The following is a 25,611-nucleotide window of genomic DNA, read 5'->3' as shown; positions in this document are numbered from 1 at the left end:
TTCACCCGAAGGATCAAGTAGACTTGCATGTGTTAAGCATTCTGTCAGCGTTCATCCTGAGCCAGGATCAAACTCTTCGTTCAATCTATTTACTCAGTTATCAAAACTGATTGTTTACACCTATTTATTGTTTTGTTGATTTTTTCTTCTCTCTCTATTCTGTTGTTAATGTCCTTTTTTATTACTTTTCTTTTCTGTCCCCTTTTCTCGTGGACAAGGATTATAATATCATAAATAATACTTTCCGTCAACAATTTTTTAAAAATATTTTAAAAATATTATATATATATATTAAAGAGCCCTTTATTTTATTGAGCTCTCAATTTTTCCATATCAATTATTTTATATCTTCCTTTCTCAATTTTTTCCAAAATATTTTCTTCTAAAAAAAATTTTATTACTCTTGAAAGAGATGGACGGCTTACATCAAAATATTCTGCTAAATCTTTTACAGTTATTTTCATTTGAAAATAACCATCTTTTTGATTTTCTAAAATATATTGACTGAATTTTTCACCTATGGTTTTATTAGCAAAATTATTCCAAAGATGATTTGATAAAAATTGAGCCTTACAGCTTATTTCATCTAAGAATCTTTTCAATAATCTATCATCTTTTTTTAATAACTGTATAAGTTCATCTTTTTCTATGTAAAATATAGAAGTAGAAGTTATAGTATTTAAATCTACAGGAAATCTGTTTTTATTTCCAAAAATGAATGCTGTAGCTAAAAGAGAAAAACTATCTATTTCTTCTATCCTTTTTACTTCCCCACTTTCTTTTAGCATTTCTGTTGCAACTTTTCCTTCTAAATTTATATATAACCCTTTTACTTCATCTCCTCTGAAAGCTATATTTTCATCTTGAGAGTATTTTTTTATTTCATATTTTATTCCAGTAAAATATTTTATTATATCCTTTTCTTCTATATTAGAAAATAACTCAGTTTTTTTTAGTTTTTTTATTATATCTAAGTTCATTGTACCTCCTAACTATATATCAATTATTACTATTTTTTATTTTATCATATTTTTAAGCTTGAAAACATTATATTTCTCTGTTAAAATTACTACATCAAATAAATTAATTTTAGGGAGATATAATATGAAAAAAATAGTTATTCTCTGTCCTTCTTGTCAGAAAAAAATGAAGATATCAGATAAAACAGCTAAATATAAATGTCCACATTGTGGAAATATATACAAATATACTTTTGATAAAAAACTTATCTATAATGTAAAAGATGTGGCTGTTGGCTTTGTTACCACACTGAAAGATATCAAATATAATGTAGCAAAAAAATATAATGATACAAAAGCTACTTATAAATATATGAGTCAGCTTAAAAAAAATATGAAAAATGATCCTAACTGGTCAAATTATAGAAAACAACAAGAAGAAATGAAAGATGTAACTCCTAAGAGATCATTTAAAGATTTTTTTAAAAAGAAAAATTAATAAACAGACTGATCAAAAAGGTTTGAATAATTTTAATTCCTGCCTTTCAGATCAGTCTTCTTATTTTTTAATTAAAAAATTTATTTCTTTTTCTATCAATTTTTTTATACTGGTATTCTTTTTAATAGCTTCTTCTTTTCTGCCTAACATCTCCATCAAGCTTATAACATTACATAAAGTTCCTATTTCAATCCAGTTTTCATCAAGTTGAATTTTTGCATTTTTATTATATTCATCAAAGAATATTTTCATATCTTTTTGAGTAAAAAGATTTTTATATCTAAAGAATAACCCTATATCAAAATATCTATTTCCATATCCTAAATATTCCCAGTCTGTAACATATATTTTTTCATCTTGTGTTACCAAAAGGTTGGAACTTTTAAAATCACAATGGATAAGAAAATTATCTGTTTTTTTATTTATTTCTTCTTTATATTTTTCAATTGCTAGGTTTACTTTATTCATTAAATCTATTCCAATTCTTTCTACAAAAACAGAATTTTCTACTAACATTTTAAAACATTTATTTAAATTAGGAAGAAGATTTATCTCTTTTAAATTTAAATCTCTTATATTATGTAACTCTGATAAAAGAAAAGCTATATTTTTCAATATATTTTCTGAAAACTTACCATTTTTTTCTAAATATTCATCTAAAGTTGTGGATTCTATATACTCATATATCATTATTCTCTTTTTTTCATTCTTCACTATATGAGAAAAAGCTAAAATAAGTTTTGGCATCATAATTTTTTCTCTTAGTATTCTAAAAGCAATTTCTTCATTTTTACTCAGTTTTTCATCAACGCATATTCTTAGAAAAAATTTTTCTGCTGAAGTATTAATCACATAGTTAGTATTTCTTAGTCCCTTTGTTATTAGCTTACAATCAGTTATTCTTATATCATTATCCATTTTTTTCATAATATCTGCTGCTTCTCCAGTATTTACTCTATTTATCTCTGCAAATCTTTCCCAATGATTTTCCATTTTATTTATCCTATTGCCCTTCTTTTTAATAATTTAGGAAATCTAATGCTAAACACTGTAGCTGTTATTGATGCTGCCAATATTCCTGCTACTGGTTCTGCCAAAAATACTGCAAATACTTTATTTTCAAAGAAAAATGGAAATATCAAAGCAAATGGTACTAAAAGTATTATTTTTTTCAGTAATGAAAGTATAAGAGAAACTTTAGCTTCTCCCAAAGCAACAAATGTTTGTTGACATGGAACTTGAACTCCCATCATAAAAAGCCCTGCTCCATATATATTCAATGCCCATACTGTAAATTTTATAAGCTCTTTATCTTCTGTAAACAAAGTTACAAACATAGCTGGAAACAGAATTTCTATAAACCATGCTATTCCACAATATCCCATACTCATAAACAAAAGTATTTTATAAGCCTTTTTTACTCTATCTATATTTCTTGCTCCATAGTTATAACTTACTATTGGCTGAACTCCTTGTGCAAGTCCAAAAACTGGCATTTGAAGTACTTGAATAACGCTTCCACATATAGTCATAGCCCCAACTCCTAAATCTCCTCCAAACTTTTGAAGTGATGAATTAAGCACTACATTTACTACGCTATTTGTACTTTGCATTACAAAAGGTGAAAGTCCAAGTCCTATTATTGGAATAATAACTGATTTTTTTATTTTAAAATATTCTTTTTTAATCTTTATTTTTGTATTCTTTCCTATTAAAAATTTTATTACCCATATTGCTGAAGCAGCTTGTGATATAACAGTTGCAATTGCTGCTCCTTGTACTCCCATTTTAAAATAAAAAATCAAAATAGGATCAAGAACTATGTTTAATACTGCCCCTATAAGCACTGTTAACATTCCTGTTCTTGCAAACCCTTGAGCAGTTATAAAGCTATTAAGAACTAATGTGGCTTGAACAAAAATTGTTCCGCATACATATATATTGAGATACTCTAATCCATAACCAATTGTTCTTTCACTAGCACCAAACATCATCAGAAGTGGTTTCTGAAATACTAAAAAGAAAACTGTAAGAACTATTGCCATTATTATCATTCCAGAAAAACAATTCCCCAGTATTTCCTCTGCTGCATCATTGTTTTTTTCTCCCATTTTAATAGCAGCCTTTGGTGCTCCTCCCATCCCTAAAAGAGCTCCAAAAGCAGATATAAGCATTACAATTGGAAAGGTTACGCCTACTCCTGTAAGGGCTGCTCCTCCTACTTCAGGTATTCTTCCAATATATATTCTATCAACTATATTGTATAAAGCATTTATTAATTGAGCTGTGATCGCTGGAATAGTCAGATTTACTATTAATTTCCCAATACTATCTTTCCCCAGATCATTCTTTTTTATTTGTTCCATTTACTCTCCCCCATGTAATTCTCTATTAATAATCTGAAGCTTTGAATGATAATTCTAATTTTTCTAACTTTGAATCAAGTTTTCTATATTTTACCCCTGCTGCGTCTAACATTCTTTTAGAGGCCATATCAGATTTTGTTCCACAATATTTATCTGAAAGATAGATAAGTTCTTTTATTCCACTTTGTATAATTGCCTTGCTACATTCATGACATGGAAAAAGTGCCACATATAATATACAATTTTTTAATGTTTTTGTACTGTTCAGTATTGCATTTAGTTCTGCATGACAAACAAATGGATATTTTGTATCAAGAAATTCTCCTTCTCTCTCCCAAGGAAATTCATCATCACTACATCCCTTAGGTAGTCCATTATATCCAACTCCAATGATCCTTCTTTCTTCATTCACAATACAAGCTCCAACTTGGGTGTTTGGATCTTTGCTTCTTTTTGCTGAAAGAAGAGCTACTCCCATAAAATATTCATCCCATTCTATATAATCTTCTCTCTTCATAATTTCTCCTTTGAAAATATTTTTTATCATATATATCAATATATCATACCTGCTTTGATTTTTTCAATTTTTTAAAAATTTTATTTGTTATATCTGAAAATTTAAAGTAAAATAATCTATAAGTACATTACTAGGAGGCTATTTTATGAAAAAAATAATATTTTTATTTCTATGTTTATACAGTCTGACTTTTGGAATTGTTGATTTTAATGAAGTTAATTGGGGAGATAGTAAAAGTAATCTTGATCTTATTTTTCCAAAGTTAAAGGAAGAACCATCTCTTTATCCTGATATGAAAATATATACTTTTGAAAAACCAAATGATAATGTAAGTAAATATACTTTTTATTTTACTAGTGAAAGGCTTTTTAAAATAGAAGTGCTTTTTAATAAAGAGACTGTTGGAAAAAATGAACTTAAGCAAATATATGATGATCTTGTACAAAAAATGGGAAAACCTATTTCTAAAAATCCTATTGATCAAAAATTTAATGGTCTTACTCTTAAAGGTAATTCCTTAAAATTTGTCCCTAATATTTCTACATCAGTTTATTATAAAGGTGTTGATACTATTGATGAGCTTGGAAAAATGATAGATTCTAATTTAATTATTGAATATGTAGATGCTACAAAAGAATAAAATTAAAAAGCTGACTAAAAAATTATAATTTTTAATCAGCTTTTTTCATTAGTTTTTCTATTTGAGCAGCAATTTCTTCAGTTGATATTTTATCTGTATTTATTTTTATAGTATCCATCACTTTGTAAGCATCCATTTTTATATAACTTCTTTCCAAAACACTTTCATCTCTTATTCCACTTTCTACATCCTTCATTATTCTTTTTTTTAATTCTTCTTTTGAGCATATCAAAGAAAATTTATATAATTTATATTTACTTGATTCCAATCTTTTTAATATATTCTTTATAATATTTTCTTCATGCATTACCCAGCAGAAAATCACATTTTCGTATTCACTGCATTTTAGAAAATTATTTAAAAGAAAAGTTATATTTTCCAATACCATTTCCTTCGTTTCATTATTTACCACAAAAGGAACCATATCCCAACACCAGTCTCCATCAAGAAAAACACTTTTATTTAAAAGAATTTTAAGTTTCTGACTTACTGCTGTTTTCCCAGAACCCATAGTTCCATTTATAAAAATCAAATTTTTCATATCATTCTCCTAGTCTATGAAAAAATTCCTACATTTTATTAATGAGAGAATATTTGTAATAAATTTCTCCCATTATATTATTTTTTAAGATGTCAAATCTCCATTTTTACAATATTCTTTTTTCTTCTGTTTTCCCACAATACTTTTCCACCTTCGATTACTAAAATAAATGCAAGGGCGAATATAGGAATGATAATAACACATTGAAGTCCATGTACTGCAAGACTTCCTTTTCCACTCATAAGTATAAGCACATTTGACTTGAATGAAATCAATAAAGAGCTCATTGTTGCTACAAGCATAAATACCATTGGAATAAAAAGCATTTTATTATTTTTTCCTTTTTTAGAAAGCCATACAGATACACCAAGAAAACAAGGAACAGCAACTAATTGATTGCAGGCTCCAAAAAGAGGCCAGATATTTTTATATCCTCCAAGACACAATATTCCTCCCAAAAAAACTGTTATAAATGTTCCTACATACATATTTCCAAGAGATTTTCTGATACTTCCTGCTTCCTCTCCTGCTTTAGCAGCAAATAGTTCCTGAAACATAAATCTTCCAAGTCTTGTAGCAGTATCTAAAGATGTAAGAGCAAAAGCTGATATTGCAAGTGAAATAACTGTAAAAGTAGTACTTACTGCTATTTCTCCCATTCCTAAAGTTTTAAAAAATCCTGATATAGCTGAAGCAAAAACTACTGCTGGTGTTCCTTTAGGCATTTCATTATTTGTAAATAATGCTCCTACTGCTATAAGAGCTACAACTGCAAGTCCACATTCTATAAGCATCGCTCCATATCCAATAAGTTTTGCATCTTTCTCATTATCTAATTGTTTTGATGTAGTTCCTGATCCTATCAAACTATGAAAACCTGAAATAGCACCACATGCTACTGTAATAAATAAGTATGGAAACATAACCTGTCCATTAAAACTATTTGTCCATCCTGTAAAAGCTGGAAGATTTACAGTAGGATTGCTTCCTATAATTCCAATAACTGCTGCTGCTATCATAAAATACAAAAGAAAACTATTTAAATAATCTCTAGGTTGCAAAAGAATCCATACTGGTGTTACTGAAGCAATAAAAATATATACAAATACCATTCCAAGCCAGAAAGTTTTACTCAAATAGATTGGATATTTTAATCCAACAGCTATACATACTATTAAAAGTCCTACTCCTGCTATTGATGACACTGCAAGAGGAGCATTTTTTCTATGTACAAGAAATCCGAATACTACTGCCAATGGTATAAAAAGCATAGAAGCAGTTGCAACTGAACCATTTGCAGAATTATATATTCTTGTCCCATCAGATGCAATTACATATCCTTGAAATGTGGAAGCAACAATATCTGCAAATGCTGCAACTACCAAAAGAAGTACAAGCCATGAAAAAATAGTAAAAAGTATTTTACATCTATATCCTATATTTTCTTCGATGACCTCTCCTAAAGATTTACCTTTATGTCTTATTGAAACTATAATTGAAGAAAAATCCTGTACAGCCCCAAAAAATATTCCTCCAATAATTATCCATAACAATACTGGTATCCATCCAAATACTGCTGCCTGTATAGGTCCATTGATTGGTCCTGCCCCTGCTATCGATGCAAAATGATGTCCTAATAAAACTGGCGCTTTTGCTGGTATGTAATCGATTCCATCATTAAGTTCATGTGAAGGTGTTTTTCTTGAAGGATCTACATCCCACTGTTTTGCTAACCATGAACCATAGGTTACATATGCAATAAAAAAACATAAAATTGAAAATAGTAAAATCATTACTCCACTCATAAATCTTCCTCCTAATTTAATATATTATTTTTACTCAAAAAACTTTTATATAGCTTATTTAAAGATTTTCCTGCTTTATTTGTTATTATCTCCATATTTTCTATATCTATAACTACTATCCTACTAGAACTGTATCCTCTTATGGAAAAAAGATAATTCTTCTCAAATCTATATTTTCTTATTTTGGTTTTTATATCATCTGGAATTCTTTTAGAAGCAAATGCAACAACAGTTAGAAAACTATACATATGATTTTTCTCTGGATATTTTTTCCCTTTCCTCACTAAAAATGGTTCCATATATTCTTTTATTAATTCATCAATTTTTTTAAAATCATTTATAGTCATTTCAGAGATGTCCATAAAGATAATATGTTCATAACTCTTAGCTTCCCAAAGCTGTACCTCTTTCACTAAAACATATTTTTCAGAATGAGAATAGAAATATCCATATGCTAGATATTTTTCTCCATTTATTTCTTTATTTCTATATATATCAAATGTTCCATTGTACTGCTCTGCTATTTTATTAAAATATTCCCCTGTTGTCATAATGTGCTCCTTCTTTATCTTTTTACTTCATAAACCCAGTTGAATTTATCCTCTGTTTTTCCCCATTGAATATTTGTCAGTGTATCATAAAGTTTTTGAGTAAGTTCTCCAGTTTTAAAATCATTAATTATAGCTATTTCTCCTTTATAATTTAATTCTCCTACTGGGGAGATAACAGCTGCTGTTCCTGTTCCAAAAGCTTCTTCTAATTTTCCTTCTCTTGCTGCTTCCATCAAAAAATCAATAGTAAAATGTTCTTCATGAACTTTGTATCCCCATTCTTTTAAAAGAGTTATGCATGAATCACGAGTTACTCCTGGAAGAACTGTTCCATCAATAGGAGCAGTGTAGATTTCATTATTTACTTTAAACATTACATTCATAGTTCCAACTTCTTCTACATATTTTCTTTCTACTCCATCTAACCACAACACCTGAGTATATCCAAGTTTTCTTGCTTTTTCCTGAGCTACAATACTAGAAGCATAATTTCCTCCACATTTTGTAAATCCTGTCCCTCCTTTTGTTGCACGAACATATTCATCTTCTACATATATTTTTATAGGATTTACTCCTTCTGGATAATAATTCCCTACTGGAGAAAGAATAATAATAAACTTATATGAAATCGCAGGATGCACTCCCACAGCGACTTCAGTAGCAAACATAAAAGGACGAATATATAAAGATGTTCCTTCTAAATGAGGTATCCATTCCTTTTCATGAGCCACAATAGTTTCTATTGCTTCAACAAACATTTCTTCAGGAATCTCTGCCATACAAAGTCTTCTATTAGAATTTATCATTCTTTTCGCATTCATTTCTGGACGGAATAAAAGAATACGATTATCTGGTGCTCGATATGCTTTTAAACCCTCAAATGTTTCCTGTGCATAATGGAGAACCATAGAGGCTGGACTCATAGCAATTGGTCCAAATGGGACTACCCTTGCATCATGCCAACCTTGTCCTTCATCATAATCCATAACAAACATATAATCAGTAAAATGTTTTCCAAATCCAAGATTATTTTGATCTGGTTTTGCCTTTAAATGTTCTGCTTTTTCTACTCTTACTTTCATGTTTTCCCCCTTAAAATATATATTCTTTTTCTTTAATTTAAAATTTCTGTATAAAAAAAACAGCCCGTTAGGCTGCTTATATCAACATTAACAAAGTATTCACAAAATTACTATAAAAAACATTATCATTTTCCATTTAAAATCTAGTCAAATGAAACAAATTTATCTTTTATAACAAGAGGATTGTGGAATAATGTTGCAACTCTTCCTAACATAAATATCTGTATATAATTTTTTTCTCTGTATATGAGCAGTATATATATGACAAATATTATGCTTAGTATCACAAACATGTTTTTCCTCCTCTTTTTAAAATCCTTTTTATAGGTTTGAGTATAAACCTAAATTTAAAAAAAATCAAGTTTTTTTTGAAAAAAAAGTTTTATTTTATAATTTTTGAAAGATGTTTTTCAAAAAATGATAGAATAAAAGAACAACAGTTAAGGTTAATTAGTCTCTTCTGCTGTTTTCTTTCATTTTTTATCAAAAAAGATTTAAATATTTTTTATTGAAGCTTCATTAATACTCCACCAATAACGAATAATGATCCAAATAGGAAAAGCCAACCTTGAAATTTAATTTGAAATTTTGCCCAAATTCCCCATTCTAATTTAGCAATACCTAATATAGCCATTAAGATTCCCGATGTAGGAACAATAAGATTAGTAAATCCATCTCCTAATTGAAAAGCAAGAACTGCAACCTGTCTAGGAACTCCAACCAAATCTGATAATGGAGCCATTATAGGCATTGTTAAAGCCGCTTGTCCAGAACCTGATACAACAAAGAAATTGAATACAGATTGAAATATATACATTACCCAAGCAGAAGCTGCTGCTGGTAATCCTCCAAGTCCATTTGCAACCCAATTAAGAACTGTATTAAGAACACTTGGTGTTCCAGCTTCTGTTCCACCTAATACAAGAACTATCCCTTTTGCCATTCCCACTACTATAGCAGCTCCAATTAAATCTTCTGCTCCTTTTCTAAATGAAGTGGCTATGTCATTTACAGTCATATCATTAAGTTTGAAAATTACTCCAATTATTCCAGCTACAATACCCATTATTACGAATTGAGTAGCAATTTCAGGAAGATAGTATCCAAATACTACAACTCCATATATTATCCAAGCCATTCCCAAAATGACAACTAATAAAACTAATTTATGCCCAAATTTAAAATCAACTTCTCCTTGTTCTTCTAATTTAAATTCTTCTCTATAATACCTATCTGTTTCATATGAAATAGAGCTCTGAGGATTAGCTTTTACTTTATTTGCATATCTAACAGTATAAAATATTCCAAATGCTGTAAAAAATGTCCACATAGCCATTCTGAATCCTGCTGCTGAAAGTACCGGAATTCCTGCTACTCCTTGTGCTATTGCAACACTGAAAGGATTCATCCATGATGTTCCAAATCCTATTTGTGTAGAAACATAAGTAATGAGTATACCAGTTATTCCATCATATCCCATTCCTATCACTATTGGAATAAGTACCATAGCAAAAGGTATTGCCTCTTCTCCCATTCCAAATACTGCTCCTCCTAGAGAAAATACAAAGAAAACTATTGGAAGAAGCAGCCACTCTGACCCTTTAGTCTTTTTTATCAAAGCATAAAGTCCTGATTCTACTGCCTTAGTTTTTAATATAATTCCAAAAGATCCACCAGTGATAAGAATAAATGCAATTACCCCTACTGCTGTTCCCCATTTATCTCCACTTACAATTCCTTCAAATACATAGTTTGCTACTCCTACTTCTCCTCCAGGTTCAAAGAATTTTATTCCTTTTACCAAAGGCTCTCCCTGTTCATTTAATTCATAAGTAAAACTTCCTGCCACAGGAACCGTTCTAGTTTTTTCTGCCCCAGTTTCAGTTATATAAGTAACTTTTTCCATCTGGAATTTTCCTACTGGAACTGTATGTGTTAATATTGCAGCCAAAATGACTACAAAAAATATAATAACATACGTATCTGGCATATTAAACTTTTTTTTCATTTTTACCTCCACAAATTTTTAATACTATTATTATACTTTATGTTTTTAATTAAATCAATACTTAATGATATAAACTATATTTAAAATCTTTAAGAGGTGTTTTATCCAGCCTTTTTATAAATTCTCACATTAGAACCTTTTACCTTGATTTATTAATTTTCCCTCTTGACTATAATGTTTATATTCTTTTTCTTTACCATTCTCATATACATACTCTTCTGATATTTTTCCATTTGTATAGAAAAATCTTTGTACTCCATCTCTTTTTCCAGTTTTATAATTTTCTTCTGATATAATAACATCTCCTGAATATTGTACCCATCTTCCTTCTTTCTCATCTATTTGATAATTTCCTTGTTTATATAATTTTCCATTTGGATAATATTCAGTTACAGTACCATGACGAAGTCCATTTTTAAATTCTGACTCCCTCTTAAAATAATCCTTTCTGTCAAAATCAGTAGGTGTATAATATATCTGTTTTCCATCCATTTTTCCATTTTCATTGTAATTATAGATAGAGATGTTCTTTCCTTTTTCATCAAAAGTATTCCATATTCCAACTCTCATAGATTCTTTATATATTCCTGATGTTTCTATATTACCTTTTTTATTATATTTTTTATAATCACCTTCTAATCTATCGTTAGAATATGTTTCCTCAACAGATATCTTTCCATCTTCATAATAAGTTATGAACATTCCTTCCTTTCTTCCAGAAACATAGTTCAATTTTCTGTATATCTTTCCACTAGGATAATATATCTCCACAGTTCCATCTATTCCCCCATTTATATAATTTCCCTGCTCTACTTTATTTCCATTTTTATCATATTTCGTATATATTCCATTAAGAACACCACTCTGAAAATTTTCTTCCCAAACAATAGTTCTTTTTCTGCTTATTCCCTGCCATAATCCATCTTTTTTATCTTCTATATAATTTCCTTTAACTTCTATATTTCCATCTTGATAATACTTTATATAGGTACCATTTTTTCTTCCATTTTCATAAGTAATTTCATATTGAATATTTTTTCCAAAGTATATTTTTTCTATTCCTTCTTTTTTACCATTTACAAAATTTATTTCACTTTTTTTATCTCCATTAACTGTGAATGTTGTATAGTTTCCATTAAGTACCCCATTAACATATATTCCTGTTGCTTTAATATTTCCATTTTCATATTTTGATATATATTCTCCAACTAACTTATTTTCCCTATATGTAATTTCTTCTTTTAAAAATCCATTAGTATAAAACCTACTCCATTTTCCATCTCTTATTCCATATTTATATTCTCTTTTTTCTTTTACTCTCCCATTTGTATCATAAATTATTTCTTCTCCATCTTTTTTACCATCAATATAGGAAATCTCTGATTTTATAGTTCCATTAGTATAGTATTCCTTGTACACTCCATTTTTTTGTTCTCTTTTTACAGTTGTTGGAAGTGTTTTTACTTTTGGAATAGGTGTTTGGATAGTAGTTTTAGTTACCTTAGTTACTGGTTTTTTAGATGTTTTGGATAAAATTGCTGCTATTTCCATATTTTTCTTACTTTTATTGATATTATCTTCAATCTTTGATTTTACATCTAAATCTTTGATTTTTTTCTGAGCAAAATATACCCCTCCAACTAATATTCCTGATATAATAAATATTACAACAAATGCTATAAAAAAATTTTTTCCTTTTTCACTCATGTGTCTTCCCCCATTTTTATTTTTTACAATCATATTGTATCATCTTATTCATTTATATTTCTATATTCTTTTTTTATGTCTTTAAAAAAAATAAACCTTGTATAGAATTTCTTAATCTTTTACATAATAATACTTTATTAATTTCACATTAAAATTATTTTCTTTTATAAAAATAAGTGCAAGATAAAATTATCTAAGGTATAATTTTAATAAGCATGACATTATATATAACAAAGGGGGTATACATGAAAAAAATATTTTCCATTATTATAACTTCTCTTTTATCAATCAGTTTATATGCTGTAAATACTGAATACAAGACTGATATAGTTATTGTAGGAAGTGGTGGAGCTGGGATGACTGCTGCTCTTTTTGCAGCTGAAAATGGAGCTAATGTAGTCTTGTTGGAAAAAACTGGATACTTAGGTGGAGCCACTCTTATGTCAGCAGGTATTATTCCTGCTACAGGAACTGAACAACAAAAAGATGCAAAAATTGATGATTCAATAGAAAATTTCAAACTGGATATATTCCGAGCTGCAAATTACAGTCAGAACAAGGATATGGTTGAAACTGTTGCAACTGAAGCTAAATTAACTATTGAATGGCTAGAAAGTTTAGGAGTAAAATTTAATCTTATCACAAATGCTTTGTATTACGGACAATCAAATTACAGAATGCATATAGCTGAAGGATCTGGAGCTGGGATGACTGCTAAAATTATAGAAGCAGTGAAAAAAAATCCAAAGATTACTGTTCTTAATTTCACTGCTGGAACTGGGTTAATAGCAGATAAAGAAAATATCAATGGTATCAGGGCTAAAAAATCTAATGGAGAAGAAATTGAAATATATGCTTCTAAAGTAATATTAGCAACTAGTGGGTTTGCTTCTAATGAAGAAATGCTGAAAAAATATATTCCTGAAATAGTTAATGCATATCCTTTAACAGCTCCTGGTGCAACTGGAGAAGGAATTATATGGGGCGAGAAACTAGGAGCAGAATTAAAAAATATGCATGCCTATCAAGGACATGCAGTTTTTAATCTTCAAACTAAGAACAGCATGGATCTTTCTATTCTTTCCAGAGGTGGTATTCTTATCAATAAAGATGGAAAAAGATTTACTAATGAGATAATGGGATATTCTGAGCTTACTCCTCATGTTGTAAATCAAAAAGATGCTGCTGCATACATACTGTTTAATAAAGAAAATGCTGAAAAAACTAGTAACTTTAAAAATTACACTTCTGCTGGAATAGTTCTTGAAGGTAAAAATATAGCTGAAATTGCTAAGACTATGAAAGTGGATGAAAAAGAACTTGAAAAAACTATTAAAACGTATAACAAAGGAATAGAAAAAGGAGAAGATGTCTTCAACAGAACTAAACTTCCAAAAAATTTCCATGGTCCTTATTATGCTATTGAAATAACTGGAGATTTAAGACATACACAAGGTGGACTTGTCATAACTCTTGATGGAGAAGTAAAAAAAGAAAATGGAGATAAAATTCCAAATCTTTATGCTGCTGGTGGTGTAACTGAAGGTTTTTCTGGTGCTGGTGGACCTAACTATATGTCTGGCAATGGACTTTTACAAGCATTCGTTTTTGGCAGAAGAGCTGGTATATCTGCTGCTAAATCAATAACTAATCCTATGGATAAAACTATTATTAATAATATTACTTCTTTCAAAGATAGTAGAACTATAAAAAATATTAAATATAAAGATGGAAAATATTCAGGAGAAGGAAAGGGATACAAAGGAAATATAAAAATAGAAGTTACTGTTGAAGATACTAAAATTATTAAAATTAAAGCTATTGAATATAAGGATACTGAAATAATATTTAATTCTGCTATTGAAAAAATATCTGCTGATGTTATTTATACTCAAAATACTGATAAAATTGATTCTGTTGCAGGAGCTACTAGTTCTGCAAGAGGTATAGGCACAGCTATAAAAAATGCTGTAAAATTGGCTAAATAACAAAAAAGTCCATACTGAGTTTAATTGCTCAGTATGGACTTTTTATTTTTATTTATTTTTTCTCATAAGCATTTTTAAATTCTTCAACATTTGCTGGAAAATATTTTTCCAATATTTTTAAATATTCTCCATTATCTCTTAACTCAATTATTTTTTTATTTACTTTTTCTACTAGTTCTTTTTCATTTTTTCTAAATGCAATAGAAGCAGCAGGCTGTTCATCAACTAAAGTATCTATTTGTTTAATTCCTGTCAAATTTTTTAAATAAGCCTTTGATGTTAATTCATCTATTATAACTGAATCTATCTTTCCAGCTTTAAGATCCATCAATGCTCCTGTCCATGAATCATATACTTTTGTTTTTCCTTCTAACTCATTAACAAATTGTTCTTGTATAGCTCCTAATTGTATTCCAATACTTTTACCTTTTAATTCCTCTTTAGTTTTTATATCACTTTTTTCATTTATTATGATAATATGCTTAGAAGAAAAAATAAACATATAAGGAATAGAAAAATCTACTGCTTTTTGTCTTTCTGGAGTTTGAGTAAGTCCAGCAATTACAGCATCTACTTTTCCCAATTGAAGTGCTGGCAGCAATCCGTCAAAAGACATGTTAATCCAACTTATTTCATAACCTAATTCTTCTCCTATTTTTTCCATAAGTTCAATATCAAACCCTACCATTTTCCCATCTTCTAGATATTCATAAGGTTTAAATTCTGCATTTGTTCCTACATATAATTTTTCAGCTGAAAAAGATAAAGCAGAAAGTAATAAAGTTAAAACTAGTATTATTTTTTTCATGGTAAATCCCCCTTTATTTTAATTAAACTTTATTTATTCATATTTTTTTCCATAACCAAATGCACCATCAATAGCACAAACCTCAGCTGCAAACTCTGATGCTTTCATCAGACTTATTTTTATAGCTTCTTTTTTATCTATTCCTTTTTTTATTGAAGACAAATAACTTGCCAAATAAGAGGCAATAAGAGAATCCCCTGCTCCCATTGTATCTACAACTTTTTCCATGGATACTGCCTTCTGTATATAATAATCTCCCCCATCATATAAAATACAACCCTGTGCTCCCCTTGAAGCACATGCAGTTTCAGCCCCATAATTTACTATTTTTTTTAAATATTCTTTAGTTTCTTCTTCTGTTCCATCAAAGGAGCAAAAAGCAAAATCTATATTTTTAGCTACTTTTTTCAAATAATCTTCTGTAGAATCATCTGAAAAATCAAAAGAAACATATACCCCTGTTTCTTTAATTTTATAAAGTTCATTTTCTGTAAAAGAATAATTTCCACTGTGAACTAAATCAAATTTTTTTACATATTCTAAATCAAATCTATCTAAAACAAATGGAATTTTTCCCCTTATTCCACCTTCATTTGATCCCAAAAATATACGTTCTCCATTAAGCAGAGTTACCTTTGCACATCCATTTTCTCCTTCTAGTTGTTCACATTTTATTGTTTCTATTCCTATTTTTTCTAGACTATCTATTACATGTTCAGCTTCATTATCATTTCCAAAATAGCCCATATATGCTGATTTTTTTACTCCAAAATTTTTTGAATATACAGCAAAATTTACACAATTTCCTCCAGGATACATTATTTTCATGTGTTCATATTTATCAACTACATTATCTCCAAATCCCAATACATTTATTGAATATTTTTCCATAGATTCACCTCTCAATTTTAATATTCTACAACTCCCATATAACGTCTCATATCTAGAGGGTGACTACGTTTATTTTGGAGAGCTGTACGATATACTACTGACATAGCATAAAATAATATTGGATTAAAATATTCAACACATGTATCATCTATTTTTCCAATTCCTAATTGTTCTGCATCTATAACCTCATACTTCTTCCCATATTTTTCTAAAAACTTAAGTGCTCTCTCATCCATTACTCTGCTTTTCCCTTTACTCATTAAAAGAATATAAAGATGATCTTCATCTGTTACTTCAAATGGTCCATGAAAATATTCTCCTGAATGAAGATAGCAGCAATCCATCCACTGCATCTCTTGCAATGAGCATATAGCAAAACCATACCCTTGAGAATATGAAGCTCCTGAAGCCATAATATAAAGAAATGGTTCATTCCAATATTTTTCTGCAAAAAGCCAAGAAGAATTTTTAACTTTCTTAACTGCATTTTTAACTATTGAATCTATATTTTCTAATCCATCAGAAATAATTTCATACAGCTTATAATCTTCCTCCTGCCTATATAAAAGCTCATTTAACAGTGAAAGAACTATTCCTTGGGGTTTATCTTTCTCATCTACATCAAAAGACCAGTCATATACCCATGATATAAATTCATTTCCACCACAAATAGAATCTTTATTGTGAGTTAAAGTAATAACTGATGCTCCAGCATTTTTACCAATTCTTGCTGCTTCAATAGTTTCCTTTGTATTTCCCCCATGTGATACTGCTATCACCAAGCTATTTTTTCCTAAAGTTTTTGGTGGAGTTACAGCAAATTCTTTAGCAGTATACCATGCTGAATATATTGAAGAGGATTCAGCCTGTATAAAATAAAATCCTGGATAAAGATCAACTAGAGAACCTCCACATGCTATAAAATATATATTTTTAATACACTTTTTTTCATCTAATATTTTTTTTATGATTTCCTTTGAATTCATTTTTGCTCCTTTTTCAATTAAATTTTATAATACAACTATATCATAATATAACGTTATAAACAATAGTGTTTTTTTATTTGATATATAACATTCTATAATGAATTTTCTTGTTGTTTATTAAATTACATAGTATAATAAAATAAGTATCATATATTCAGTAATTTAAGGAGATTTAATATGACAGCAACATTAATTTCAAATACAAAAATACCTTTATATAAACAGCTCAAAGAAGAATTAAAAAACTCTATAAAAAATGGAACTCTTGGACATGGGGAAAAAATACCCACAGAAACTGAATTGAGCGAAATCTATAAAGTCAGTAGAATCACAATAAGAAAGGCTATTGAAGAATTAGTTAGGGAAGGTCTTTTATTGAAAAAACAAGGTAAGGGTACTTTTGTACAGCAAAATAAAATACAGAGAAAAATTGATAATCTACTAAGTTTTACTGAGTCTTGTGAAATAAATGGAATGATCCCTTCAAGTATTGTTACCAAAAAGGAAATTCTTATACCTACAGAAGAACAAATAAAAGAAATGGGATTGAAAAAAAGTGAAAAGATCTTATTTATACAACGTATACGATTTGCAGATGGTTTTCCTATAATGTGTGAAAATAACTATTTTCCATATCCAAAGTTTGATTTTCTGATTTCTGAACCTTTAACTACTTCACTTTATTCTCTTTTAAAAGATAAATATGGTATAAAGGTTGATTCTTCAAATAATTCATATATAGACATAGTTTGTGCTGGAAGTGATATTGCTCCTTTAATGCAGCTGTCAAATGGAGAGCCTCTTTTCTTTCTTTATACCCAGATGTATGATGACAAAAAGAAACTTATTCACATTGGAAAACAGTTTATAAATTCAGAACATTATCGTTTTCACTTAAATAATACTCGATATAGTAAATAAAAAAATACTCTATAAAATTAAGAGTATTTTTTATTTATTTAAGTATAAAATTTATAAGTAAAGTAAATATAATTTTTATAAATACTTACATCTAAAGCTTTTGATATTTGTCATAATAATATTATAGCTACTATTTCATGAAAATAGTGTTAGTATTATAAATTATACTAACACTATTATTTATTTTTTCTCATCTTCCAAAGCTGTAATTCTTCTTTCATGTTCATTTACTTTATTCATTAATTCTGACATAAATTGTCTGTAAGTTTCTCTGTCTTTATAATCATTGCATAAAAAATATGCAGTTATAAATCCTAAAGCTCCATAACTTACTAAATACTCAATTAATTCACCCACTTTTAACCTCCATTTTTCTTTCTTTGCTATTTTATAGAATTTCCTACATACATAAGATATTTCACTGATTTACTTTGTAAGTTTTGTATCATAGATTGGTTTGGTGACCAATCTAAAGGAATATCAATATATGAGTCATTAGAAACAACTGGTAATTCTAATTGTATATCAAATATTTCCAATAATTTGGCATCTGATGCCCAACTTGATACCTGAATATATTTATTTTCTTCTGGTTGGTTATTTAATTGTTCAATAAAGATATTTGTAGTAAAACTTCCTTCATATTCTTCTCCTGGTATTAATTGAAAACTTGGATTAAAAGAATTTCCAGACATCCCATTTAAATTAAAATTCATCCAGAATGATTGTGAATTATACTCTGCTATGTTGTTCTGTCTCCACTTATAAGTAGCTTTAATCATTGATATTTTATCACGAATATCATATAATGCTGATACAGCTGTTCCTTTTAGTAAAAACCATGGCCTTCTTCCATACTGAGGTTCATATGTAGTACTAACTCCATCACCTGCAAAATAACCATTTTCCTTATCTTTATCAAACATTTTCCATAAATTATTAAATGTTTCATCACAATTATACCCTGTTTCATCATTTGTAGTTTCTATATATAACTCACTACTGCTATTATTACTTGTCATAGATATTTCAACAGGTTTTAATATTATATTGGTAGTTCCAAAAATATCTACTAAATGTGGATAGTCTTCTGCTTTTAAAGTTGTTCCCCATTCAATATATCCATCTGGTATAGATACATGTTTTGGAACTGTTATTATTCCACCATATGGAATTTCAATTATATTACTTAATGTAGCTATATCTTTTTTATTTTCAATTTTTCCTAAATTTTTCATTTTTTATTCTCCTCTTATTTATTAAATAAGCTATTAATCTATATATGAATACAATTTTATTATTTTACACTCCTATTGCAAACCAGAAATATGTATCTTTTTGATTAAGAACTGTTTGCACAGTTGATTCAATTATAATTCTAAAAGTAGATGTGGTTAAAGATGAGGCACAAAACATCCTCTGACTTGGTGATGAATAACCATAAGATCTACTTATAAATGGTAATGAATATTTTGTAAAAGATATAGGATATGATATATCTTGCATAAATATTGTTGTTGAAGGAGTAATTTCTCTTTGCCCCCATTGAATAATTAGTCCATTATCAAATTTTACATATCCAGAGGTTTCATTTTCATAAACTAAAGTTAATGGATTACTCTCTTTTATAAGATCTTTAATTACTGTTAATGTTGAGATATCCTTTAATTCTTCTATTATTCCTAAATTCTTCATAAATTTCCCTCCTTTTATGCTGGTAAATAAGTTATTGCTGCATTTGTTGCCCCCCATGGAGCCCCTGCAAGTGCCTGTCCGCCTGTTGTATATATTGTTAATTTTGTTAAATTAGTACAATTATAAAGGCTGCCAAAAGTAACTACCCCTGTTAAATTATAAGGAGTAATATATTCAACAGGATTCCCCTTACTTCCTAAAGTTAATGTTGTTAAATTTTTGCAATTACCAAGACAATTATCTCCAAGTCTTTTTATAAATGGTAAATTTTTAAAAGTAACCCCTGTTCCATAAAATATTTGTCTTGGTAATTCTGTAAATTTATTAGGTAGAAAATTAAAAGTACAAAGAACACAACCGTAAAATTGCCCTTGTTCAAGTGTTTTTAAATTAGGTGGAAATATAGATAATTGTAAATTTACACATCCATAAAAAGCATATTCTCCTATTTTAGTTATTTTTTCTACTCCAAAATTTATATTTAAACTTGTGCAATTTTGAAAAGCAGCTATCCCTATTTCTTTTAAATTATTTAAAGTGTTGCCAATTATTAGTTTTGTGTCATATTCAAAAGCAAAATCTCCTATTTTTTCTAAATTGCTTGGTAAATTAATACTTCCTAAACTGCCACATCTTTGAAATGACTTATTTTTTATTTCTGTCAAAGAATTATTTAAGGTTATATTTGTTAAACTGCTACAATAATAAAATGCTTCTTCTCCTAGTATCATAATTTTGGGAAATAAAGCTTTTGTTAAATTGGAACAATTTTTAAAAGCTCCATTTTCTATAATTGTTATAGTATCCATTTCAACTTCTGTAAGTCCATTATTATTAAGAAAAATATTTTGTTTTAATACTCCTGTTTCTCCTAATTCATCATTTACTTTCTCGAATTTAAACTCTACTCCACTTAAAACAATTCTTCCCATTTTATGCCTCCTCAAAATTAAGTACAATATTTGCAGTAGAAGGATATTTTTTTATGGGGAATGCCAATCCTCCTTCTGTATATATAGTTAAAATAACTGTATTATAATTGTCTTCATCAATATAAAGAGTTGGATCTGTAACCCACCCTGAACCTTCACTCCATATAACTGGATTTTTATTGCTGCCAAGCTGAATATATTTTATTCCTCTTCCATTCATAAATATAGGTCCTTTTAATGCAGTTACATATGGATATGATAGGTGTGTTAATCCTTGCATAAGGCTAAGATCAAAATCTTCTATATTTTCTACATTTGTATTATCTGTAACTTTAGTCATAGAATAAAAATTAAATATATTTCCATTCATTCCCAATTTTCCAATAACTGGATAAATTGAAGGACCTGGCTTTTCTCCTGGTGTTGCTGGTATTGTAAGCCCATTCCCCATATTAGAATTGCCGTATATTCCTTCTGTCACTACTACTGTATTTTTTACATTTCTTTCTGTTCTTTCAAAGTAGTAGCATGATGACATATAAGCCCATGATATATTTACTCCTGATACTCTTATATTTACAGTTTCTGCCTTTTGCTTGTAGCATATTCTATATACTTTAGCTGGTGTTATTGTCTCGTTATCTGCCATTTGAAATGTCACTGGCTCTTCATTTTCATATACTGTAAATATTCCTTTTCCCGCTACTTCTATAGTATAAAGACTATATCCACTTGGAATTGTTATTGTAGTAAATTTTCCATCTGCATATAAAGGGTGTTCTCTTTTATTTTCTATATCTGCAAAGAAAAGAGCAGGGGTTGTACTCCATGTTTTTACTTTGCTTGTTATTTTTGCTTTTACTCCTTCATAACTCCACCCAGTATCATAATCACATGAAGTCGACCCAAGAATTATCCCATCATTTAAAGTGAATACTTGTGCTTTTTCAACTCCTGTTCCTATAAAAAGCTGTTGTATATCTATTTCACTATTTCCAGTTATTCTTACCATTTGCGTCTTTTTTATTCTGCTTTTCGTTTTCCATTCTGCCATTATGTCAACTCCCTTTCTCCTTTTTCTAGGACAAGAATTGTCAATTCTGCGTCTGCTACAAGAGCTTTATTATATCCATCAGAAACAAGTCCTCCTGACCCGTTATCTTTCCAGAATAAATCATTGTCTATTGCTATCATAAAAATATCCTTACATGATAAATCCCTTGTATGAGTTAATGTATATCTTAAAGCAACTCCATTATTATAATATTGTTGTGGCACTGCATAAAACCACCAGTAACTACCCATATATGAAGTTCCTGCCATATTTATTTTTTCAAATTTCTGTATAACTGAACTGTCCTGCGGATTTAACACTTCTATATCTACAGTTCCATTCATAGCCCCTACAACTCCTGTAGGATATAAATAACCTGCAAAGCTTATTCTCCTAGTAGCTGGAATATTTCCAACTATATATTGGTAAGTTCCTCCACCTGAAACAGTATCTGTTGTTACTGTCCGCCCTAATTGTGATGGTGTTCTTATATATGGTTCTACTTTATATCTTGTTCCAGACACTTTAGAAACAACAGGAGAAAGGCCTGTAATAGTTCCATTATATTTAATCCCATTCCAAAAAACCATAAATACTGGATTTTTAAAACTATCTGATATTATAAATTCAAAATTTTCACTTGCTCTTGTTTTGTATAGAGCTTGATTATAATCTGTAATAGTAGTCCAATCAGCAAATGCCATTTCTATTTCTCCTTTCAAATTTTTCCATTTTTAATAAAATTGGAAAATACTAACTTTCTCTTATATCTCCTTCAAAAAGCATTATATTTATTATTGTATTTGGCGATAAACTTGTATTACTTGTAGATATCTCAACATATCCATCACCTCTTAATTTTAATGTCATAGGTATTTCAAGTTCTGCCCCTTCAAGATTTGATTTATCAGTCCACCCATCAACTATACTTACCAATGCTTCTATTTTAGTTGTCTGCCATCTATTATCATTTATATGGTAAGGACTGGTAAATCTTACTACTCTTACTTGGTTTTGGATCTGCCTTATATTTATATTCTCTATAAATATATATTTTTTCAGTACATTTACTGTGTACCAGAGACCTATTCAACCTTTTTCTTGGAATAATATCTGCCCTCCCTGTATTACAATTCTTTGTGTGCTGTTTGCTTCATTTGTCCCATTATAGCTGATTATTCCTTTGTCATTATTGAATACTTTTAATACCCCATTTATTGTTGTATCTGCTGTTAAAGTTAATTTTCCAGTATTCATTCTTTCTAGTTGATTATCAAGAAGATTATTGTTTATATAAGTTTTAACTTTATTATTTTCAAGTTTAATATATGTCCCTGTATTTTCTTCCCCTACTTGGAAAAGTGTACCTTGATGTTTTGTATCTTCTGGATCAGTTACTCCCATTAATAACTGACTTGTAATTTCTGCTGGCTTCAATGGGTTTTTTACATTAAAAGCAAGCTTATTATTTGCATTTTGAATTATTACTCCTGCATCTTTATTTATAACTATTCTTGCAATATTTGTTGGGTCAGTTCTTCCAAATACTGGATTGCTTGTATCTTCATCAAATTGGAAAAATATACCTGCTTCTGTGTCATTGCTTCCTATTCTGAATACCCCTGCCTGTGCCATTATTGAAGATTTTAAAGCTGGCATAATATCATCTTCCATAGCTGTCTGCCATGTTCCATTTTTCCATACTTTAAAGATTTTACTACTTGGTTGATACCAAACATCACCTTCTTCTGCTGCTGTTGGTTCTGCTTCCTGAATAAATCCTTTTGCATTCAGTTTATTTAATAGTTCTTCATCTATTGGAGGAGCTTCTATATTTTCAATCTGATCTTGTAAATTATTTATAGTCTCAATATATTCTCCATTTGATTTTAAACTTTCTACAGTATTATATTTAAATATCTGAACTGAAGTATCAATTTTAACTGCTGTAATTTCACTGCTAAATCCTTTTGTCTTTGAAATAGTATGACTTATATTTGTTACTCTTGCAGGAGTACTTATATCATCAATCACAACTTCAATTAGATCTCCTATCATCACAAAAGGACAAAAAAAGCTTTTAAAAGATAATTCTATTCCATCAAGACATTCTTCTCTATATTCATACTCTGCAATTTCTGTTGCAAACTGCATTTCCTGAATATATTTATTTTTATTTACAGTTGGAAAATTCTCCTGTTCTTCTGTTTCAACATCTGTATTTTTGACAATGCTCTCATTATCTTCATATTTTACAACTGGTACTCCTTTTATCTCAAAGTTTTCTATATATAATTTAGAGGCATATGGATTATAAAATTTAACCTGTGCTCCACTATTTATAAAAGATACAAAATCATAATGAGTCCCCTCTATTAAGTTAATATCTATTTTTTCAGATAGTTCATTAAAATAATATCCTGTAGCTTTTGTAAGATTATATTGAGTAATAACATCTGTTATATATTTAATAGACATTATTTTATTTTGATTTTCTGGTGTTGTTCCTGCTTCTACTTCAATTTTCTGAGCTAGATTGAAACAAGGTTGATTTTCCAAATAGCTGTAGCTATCAAAAGTCTTTCTTATTCCATTGTATTTTGCATAAGAATATTTTTGAGTTACACTATTTAAGATATTTGTTTGATTAAAGTGGCAGATTATATTTTCTTCTGGATTATAAAGCCCCCCTTTAATAACTACTTTATTGTTATTATCTATGTACATTCTTCCTTTTATACAATCTATTACTGTTTCCAGTTCATCTATCCATTTATTTCCTTTTGTAAATACCATAAAAGGTATCTTGATCAGCCTTGTCTGACTATCTCTTATATCTTCAAATATAACATTATCTGCAGTTATTCCAAGTTCTTTTATGATATTAAATAATAAGGAATTATTTTCATTATTTTTATAATATACCCAGTTGTCAAAAGCAAAAGTATCTTTTGATACAGTTTTTGAAAATAAATCTTTTATTTCATCATAGACAATTACCTGCAGATTATGAATTAAGCTGTTATTAAGTTTTCTTTCTTGTAATTCAGCTTTTCCTTTTAATATTACTATTTCTTTTAGTTTATGAACTGCTTTTATCTCAATAATATCTCCAGTAGTAATAAGAGATGTATCATCTATTGAAAAAGAAGCTGTAAGTGATTTAATACTTTTACTGTTATTAGAGTAAGAGAGTGATATATCTTCAATAATATTTGTTAAAACTGTTCCTTTTGTAACATTAATTACAACTCCATTAAAATTAAACATATCTACTTCTGTTAATGTTTTGAAATATGTTTCTGTCATTTTTTATTTCCTCCTTCCTTTTGACAAATAAAAAACCCCTCAACTGAATAACCTGAGGGGTAAAATAACTATTGATTTTTATTTAATTATATTGAAGATTTTCATCTAATTTCTTATAAAGAAGATTTAGGATTTCCATTCTCATCATACCATTTTGTTGGAGCTATTTTTTCACCATTCTTGTATTTTGATTCACTCCATAATTGACCATTTTCATAATAAATTTTTGTAGTCCCATCATATTTTCCATTTTTATATGTTGCTTCTGTTTGTAAATTCCCATTTTCATAATAACCTCTATGAGGACCATCTTTTTGTCCATTTTTATATGTATTTAATAATGCTAATTGAC

At 28.7% G+C, this 25,611-nt stretch carries 27 protein-coding genes; 4 read left to right on the top strand and 23 right to left on the bottom strand.

The window, feature by feature from the left end; genetic code table 11:
- Nucleotides 1–308 precede the first annotated feature (308 nt).
- Nucleotides 309–980, bottom strand: a complete 672-nt coding sequence (locus E6771_RS13895; RefSeq protein WP_316091939.1) for a Crp/Fnr family transcriptional regulator — start codon at nt 978–980, stop codon at nt 309–311.
- A 124-nt stretch (nt 981–1,104) separates the two neighbouring features.
- Between E6771_RS13895 and E6771_RS13890 the strand changes: the two genes are divergently transcribed.
- Nucleotides 1,105–1,458: a hypothetical protein gene (locus E6771_RS13890; RefSeq protein ID WP_316091938.1), complete on the top strand. Its 354-nt coding sequence runs from the start codon at nt 1,105–1,107 to the stop codon at nt 1,456–1,458.
- A 60-nt stretch (nt 1,459–1,518) separates the two neighbouring features.
- Here E6771_RS13890 and E6771_RS13885 read toward each other — a convergent pair whose 3' ends face one another.
- From E6771_RS13885 to E6771_RS13875, 3 genes are read right to left on the bottom strand one after another with little or no spacing between them, the layout of a single operon-like run.
- Nucleotides 1,519–2,451 (bottom strand): phosphotransferase, encoded by a 933-nt coding sequence (locus E6771_RS13885; RefSeq protein WP_316091937.1) that lies wholly within the window; start codon nt 2,449–2,451, stop codon nt 1,519–1,521.
- A 5-nt stretch (nt 2,452–2,456) separates the two neighbouring features.
- Complete coding sequence (locus E6771_RS13880; protein ID WP_316091936.1) at nt 2,457–3,824, bottom strand: MATE family efflux transporter; 1,368 nt, start codon at nt 3,822–3,824, stop codon at nt 2,457–2,459.
- 25 nt (nt 3,825–3,849) lie between these two features.
- Nucleotides 3,850–4,341 carry a dCMP deaminase family protein gene (locus E6771_RS13875; protein WP_316091935.1) on the bottom strand — a complete coding sequence of 164 codons (492 nt, stop codon included), beginning with the start codon at nt 4,339–4,341 and terminating at the stop codon, nt 3,850–3,852.
- Between the two features lie 145 nt (nt 4,342–4,486).
- Here E6771_RS13875 and E6771_RS13870 point away from each other — a divergent pair, with 145 nt between their 5' ends.
- On the top strand, nt 4,487–4,981 hold the full coding sequence (locus E6771_RS13870; RefSeq protein WP_316091934.1) for a hypothetical protein: 495 nt from the start codon (nt 4,487–4,489) through the stop codon (nt 4,979–4,981).
- Between the two features lie 31 nt (nt 4,982–5,012).
- On the opposite strand, the gene E6771_RS13865 is transcribed toward E6771_RS13870, so the two are convergent.
- The 7 genes from E6771_RS13865 to E6771_RS13835 all read right to left on the bottom strand — a co-directional run bounded on the left by E6771_RS13865 (nt 5,013) and on the right by E6771_RS13835 (nt 12,675).
- The gene (locus E6771_RS13865; RefSeq protein WP_316091933.1) at nt 5,013–5,522 is read right to left on the bottom strand and encodes an AAA family ATPase; all 510 of its coding nucleotides are present in this window, start codon (nt 5,520–5,522) and stop codon (nt 5,013–5,015) included.
- Between the two features lie 92 nt (nt 5,523–5,614).
- Nucleotides 5,615–7,327, bottom strand: a complete 1,713-nt coding sequence (locus E6771_RS13860; protein ID WP_316091932.1) for a carbon starvation protein A — start codon at nt 7,325–7,327, stop codon at nt 5,615–5,617.
- A gap of 11 nt (nt 7,328–7,338) precedes the next feature.
- Entirely contained in the window at nt 7,339–7,878 is a 540-nt protein-coding gene (locus tag E6771_RS13855) for a hypothetical protein (protein WP_316091931.1), read from the bottom strand.
- Between the two features lie 14 nt (nt 7,879–7,892).
- The gene (locus E6771_RS13850; RefSeq protein WP_316091930.1) at nt 7,893–8,960 is read right to left on the bottom strand and encodes a branched-chain amino acid aminotransferase; all 1,068 of its coding nucleotides are present in this window, start codon (nt 8,958–8,960) and stop codon (nt 7,893–7,895) included.
- Nucleotides 8,961–9,103: 143 nt separating this feature from the next.
- Nucleotides 9,104–9,253: a hypothetical protein gene (locus E6771_RS13845; protein WP_316091929.1), complete on the bottom strand. Its 150-nt coding sequence runs from the start codon at nt 9,251–9,253 to the stop codon at nt 9,104–9,106.
- Nucleotides 9,254–9,465: 212 nt separating this feature from the next.
- Nucleotides 9,466–10,968: a putative basic amino acid antiporter YfcC gene (yfcC, locus tag E6771_RS13840; RefSeq protein WP_316091928.1), complete on the bottom strand. Its 1,503-nt coding sequence runs from the start codon at nt 10,966–10,968 to the stop codon at nt 9,466–9,468.
- A gap of 129 nt (nt 10,969–11,097) precedes the next feature.
- The gene (locus tag E6771_RS13835) at nt 11,098–12,675 is read right to left on the bottom strand and encodes a toxin-antitoxin system YwqK family antitoxin (protein ID WP_316091927.1); all 1,578 of its coding nucleotides are present in this window, start codon (nt 12,673–12,675) and stop codon (nt 11,098–11,100) included.
- Nucleotides 12,676–12,920: 245 nt separating this feature from the next.
- On the opposite strand from E6771_RS13835, the gene E6771_RS13830 reads away from it, so the two are divergent.
- Nucleotides 12,921–14,663: a flavocytochrome c gene (locus tag E6771_RS13830; RefSeq protein ID WP_316091926.1), complete on the top strand. Its 1,743-nt coding sequence runs from the start codon at nt 12,921–12,923 to the stop codon at nt 14,661–14,663.
- Nucleotides 14,664–14,715: 52 nt separating this feature from the next.
- Here the strand turns inward: E6771_RS13830 and E6771_RS13825 are convergent, their stop codons facing one another.
- From E6771_RS13825 to E6771_RS13815, 3 genes are read right to left on the bottom strand one after another with little or no spacing between them, the layout of a single operon-like run.
- Nucleotides 14,716–15,471: a transporter substrate-binding domain-containing protein gene (locus E6771_RS13825; protein ID WP_316091925.1), complete on the bottom strand. Its 756-nt coding sequence runs from the start codon at nt 15,469–15,471 to the stop codon at nt 14,716–14,718.
- 33 nt (nt 15,472–15,504) lie between these two features.
- A complete protein-coding gene (locus E6771_RS13820; RefSeq protein ID WP_316091924.1) occupies nt 15,505–16,362 on the bottom strand; it encodes a PfkB family carbohydrate kinase in 858 nt (285 codons plus the stop codon).
- 17 nt (nt 16,363–16,379) lie between these two features.
- Nucleotides 16,380–17,348 carry an SIS domain-containing protein gene (locus tag E6771_RS13815; RefSeq protein ID WP_316091923.1) on the bottom strand — a complete coding sequence of 323 codons (969 nt, stop codon included), beginning with the start codon at nt 17,346–17,348 and terminating at the stop codon, nt 16,380–16,382.
- Between the two features lie 177 nt (nt 17,349–17,525).
- On the opposite strand from E6771_RS13815, the gene E6771_RS13810 reads away from it, so the two are divergent.
- The gene (locus tag E6771_RS13810; protein ID WP_316091922.1) at nt 17,526–18,269 is read left to right on the top strand and encodes a GntR family transcriptional regulator; all 744 of its coding nucleotides are present in this window, start codon (nt 17,526–17,528) and stop codon (nt 18,267–18,269) included.
- Nucleotides 18,270–18,449: 180 nt separating this feature from the next.
- Here the strand turns inward: E6771_RS13810 and E6771_RS13805 are convergent, their stop codons facing one another.
- The 9 genes from E6771_RS13805 to E6771_RS13765 all read right to left on the bottom strand — a co-directional run.
- Nucleotides 18,450–18,626, bottom strand: coding sequence for a hypothetical protein (locus tag E6771_RS13805; protein WP_316091921.1), 177 nt, complete (start codon nt 18,624–18,626; stop codon nt 18,450–18,452).
- Between the two features lie 26 nt (nt 18,627–18,652).
- Nucleotides 18,653–19,507, bottom strand: coding sequence for a hypothetical protein (locus E6771_RS13800; RefSeq protein ID WP_316091920.1), 855 nt, complete (start codon nt 19,505–19,507; stop codon nt 18,653–18,655).
- Nucleotides 19,508–19,571: 64 nt separating this feature from the next.
- Nucleotides 19,572–19,964: a hypothetical protein gene (locus E6771_RS13795; protein ID WP_316091919.1), complete on the bottom strand. Its 393-nt coding sequence runs from the start codon at nt 19,962–19,964 to the stop codon at nt 19,572–19,574.
- 14 nt (nt 19,965–19,978) lie between these two features.
- Entirely contained in the window at nt 19,979–20,896 is a 918-nt protein-coding gene (locus tag E6771_RS13790) for a leucine-rich repeat domain-containing protein (protein ID WP_316091918.1), read from the bottom strand.
- 1 nt (nt 20,897) lies between these two features.
- Nucleotides 20,898–21,950 carry a hypothetical protein gene (locus E6771_RS13785; protein ID WP_316091917.1) on the bottom strand — a complete coding sequence of 351 codons (1,053 nt, stop codon included), beginning with the start codon at nt 21,948–21,950 and terminating at the stop codon, nt 20,898–20,900.
- Nucleotides 21,950–22,654 carry a hypothetical protein gene (locus tag E6771_RS13780; RefSeq protein WP_316091916.1) on the bottom strand — a complete coding sequence of 235 codons (705 nt, stop codon included), beginning with the start codon at nt 22,652–22,654 and terminating at the stop codon, nt 21,950–21,952. The genes E6771_RS13785 and E6771_RS13780 overlap by 1 nt, the downstream gene beginning before the upstream one ends.
- Nucleotides 22,655–22,703: 49 nt before the next feature.
- Nucleotides 22,704–22,886 (bottom strand): hypothetical protein, encoded by a 183-nt coding sequence (locus E6771_RS13775; protein ID WP_227371872.1) that lies wholly within the window; start codon nt 22,884–22,886, stop codon nt 22,704–22,706.
- A 153-nt stretch (nt 22,887–23,039) separates the two neighbouring features.
- A complete protein-coding gene (locus tag E6771_RS13770) occupies nt 23,040–25,259 on the bottom strand; it encodes a hypothetical protein (RefSeq protein ID WP_316091915.1) in 2,220 nt (739 codons plus the stop codon).
- A 113-nt stretch (nt 25,260–25,372) separates the two neighbouring features.
- Nucleotides 25,373–25,611, bottom strand: a 239-nt coding sequence (locus tag E6771_RS13765; RefSeq protein WP_410054677.1) for a toxin-antitoxin system YwqK family antitoxin, incomplete at its 5' end; no start/stop codon positions are given.

The sequence above is a fragment of the Fusobacterium sp. genome (assembly GCF_032477075.1).
GTDB lineage: Bacteria > Fusobacteriota > Fusobacteriia > Fusobacteriales > Fusobacteriaceae > Fusobacterium_A.
This window is presented reverse-complemented; position numbering and strand designations above follow the sequence as displayed.

Coding starts and splice junctions, on each gene's coding strand:
- E6771_RS13895 (WP_316091939.1), bottom strand. CDS start 980: ATGAACTTAGATATAATAAAAAAACTAAAAAAAACTGAGTTATTTTCT.
- E6771_RS13890 (WP_316091938.1), top strand. CDS start 1,105: ATGAAAAAAATAGTTATTCTCTGTCCTTCTTGTCAGAAAAAAATGAAG.
- E6771_RS13885 (WP_316091937.1), bottom strand. CDS start 2,451: ATGGAAAATCATTGGGAAAGATTTGCAGAGATAAATAGAGTAAATACT.
- E6771_RS13880 (WP_316091936.1), bottom strand. CDS start 3,824: ATGGAACAAATAAAAAAGAATGATCTGGGGAAAGATAGTATTGGGAAA.
- E6771_RS13875 (WP_316091935.1), bottom strand. CDS start 4,341: ATGAAGAGAGAAGATTATATAGAATGGGATGAATATTTTATGGGAGTA.
- E6771_RS13870 (WP_316091934.1), top strand. CDS start 4,487: ATGAAAAAAATAATATTTTTATTTCTATGTTTATACAGTCTGACTTTT.
- E6771_RS13865 (WP_316091933.1), bottom strand. CDS start 5,522: ATGAAAAATTTGATTTTTATAAATGGAACTATGGGTTCTGGGAAAACA.
- E6771_RS13860 (WP_316091932.1), bottom strand. CDS start 7,327: ATGAGTGGAGTAATGATTTTACTATTTTCAATTTTATGTTTTTTTATT.
- E6771_RS13855 (WP_316091931.1), bottom strand. CDS start 7,878: ATGACAACAGGGGAATATTTTAATAAAATAGCAGAGCAGTACAATGGA.
- E6771_RS13850 (WP_316091930.1), bottom strand. CDS start 8,960: ATGAAAGTAAGAGTAGAAAAAGCAGAACATTTAAAGGCAAAACCAGAT.
- E6771_RS13845 (WP_316091929.1), bottom strand. CDS start 9,253: ATGTTTGTGATACTAAGCATAATATTTGTCATATATATACTGCTCATA.
- yfcC (WP_316091928.1), bottom strand. CDS start 10,968: ATGAAAAAAAAGTTTAATATGCCAGATACGTATGTTATTATATTTTTT.
- E6771_RS13835 (WP_316091927.1), bottom strand. CDS start 12,675: ATGAGTGAAAAAGGAAAAAATTTTTTTATAGCATTTGTTGTAATATTT.
- E6771_RS13830 (WP_316091926.1), top strand. CDS start 12,921: ATGAAAAAAATATTTTCCATTATTATAACTTCTCTTTTATCAATCAGT.
- E6771_RS13825 (WP_316091925.1), bottom strand. CDS start 15,471: ATGAAAAAAATAATACTAGTTTTAACTTTATTACTTTCTGCTTTATCT.
- E6771_RS13820 (WP_316091924.1), bottom strand. CDS start 16,362: ATGGAAAAATATTCAATAAATGTATTGGGATTTGGAGATAATGTAGTT.
- E6771_RS13815 (WP_316091923.1), bottom strand. CDS start 17,348: ATGAATTCAAAGGAAATCATAAAAAAAATATTAGATGAAAAAAAGTGT.
- E6771_RS13810 (WP_316091922.1), top strand. CDS start 17,526: ATGACAGCAACATTAATTTCAAATACAAAAATACCTTTATATAAACAG.
- E6771_RS13800 (WP_316091920.1), bottom strand. CDS start 19,507: ATGAAAAATTTAGGAAAAATTGAAAATAAAAAAGATATAGCTACATTA.
- E6771_RS13795 (WP_316091919.1), bottom strand. CDS start 19,964: ATGAAGAATTTAGGAATAATAGAAGAATTAAAGGATATCTCAACATTA.
- E6771_RS13790 (WP_316091918.1), bottom strand. CDS start 20,896: ATGGGAAGAATTGTTTTAAGTGGAGTAGAGTTTAAATTCGAGAAAGTA.
- E6771_RS13785 (WP_316091917.1), bottom strand. CDS start 21,950: ATGGCAGAATGGAAAACGAAAAGCAGAATAAAAAAGACGCAAATGGTA.
- E6771_RS13780 (WP_316091916.1), bottom strand. CDS start 22,654: ATGGCATTTGCTGATTGGACTACTATTACAGATTATAATCAAGCTCTA.
- E6771_RS13770 (WP_316091915.1), bottom strand. CDS start 25,259: ATGACAGAAACATATTTCAAAACATTAACAGAAGTAGATATGTTTAAT.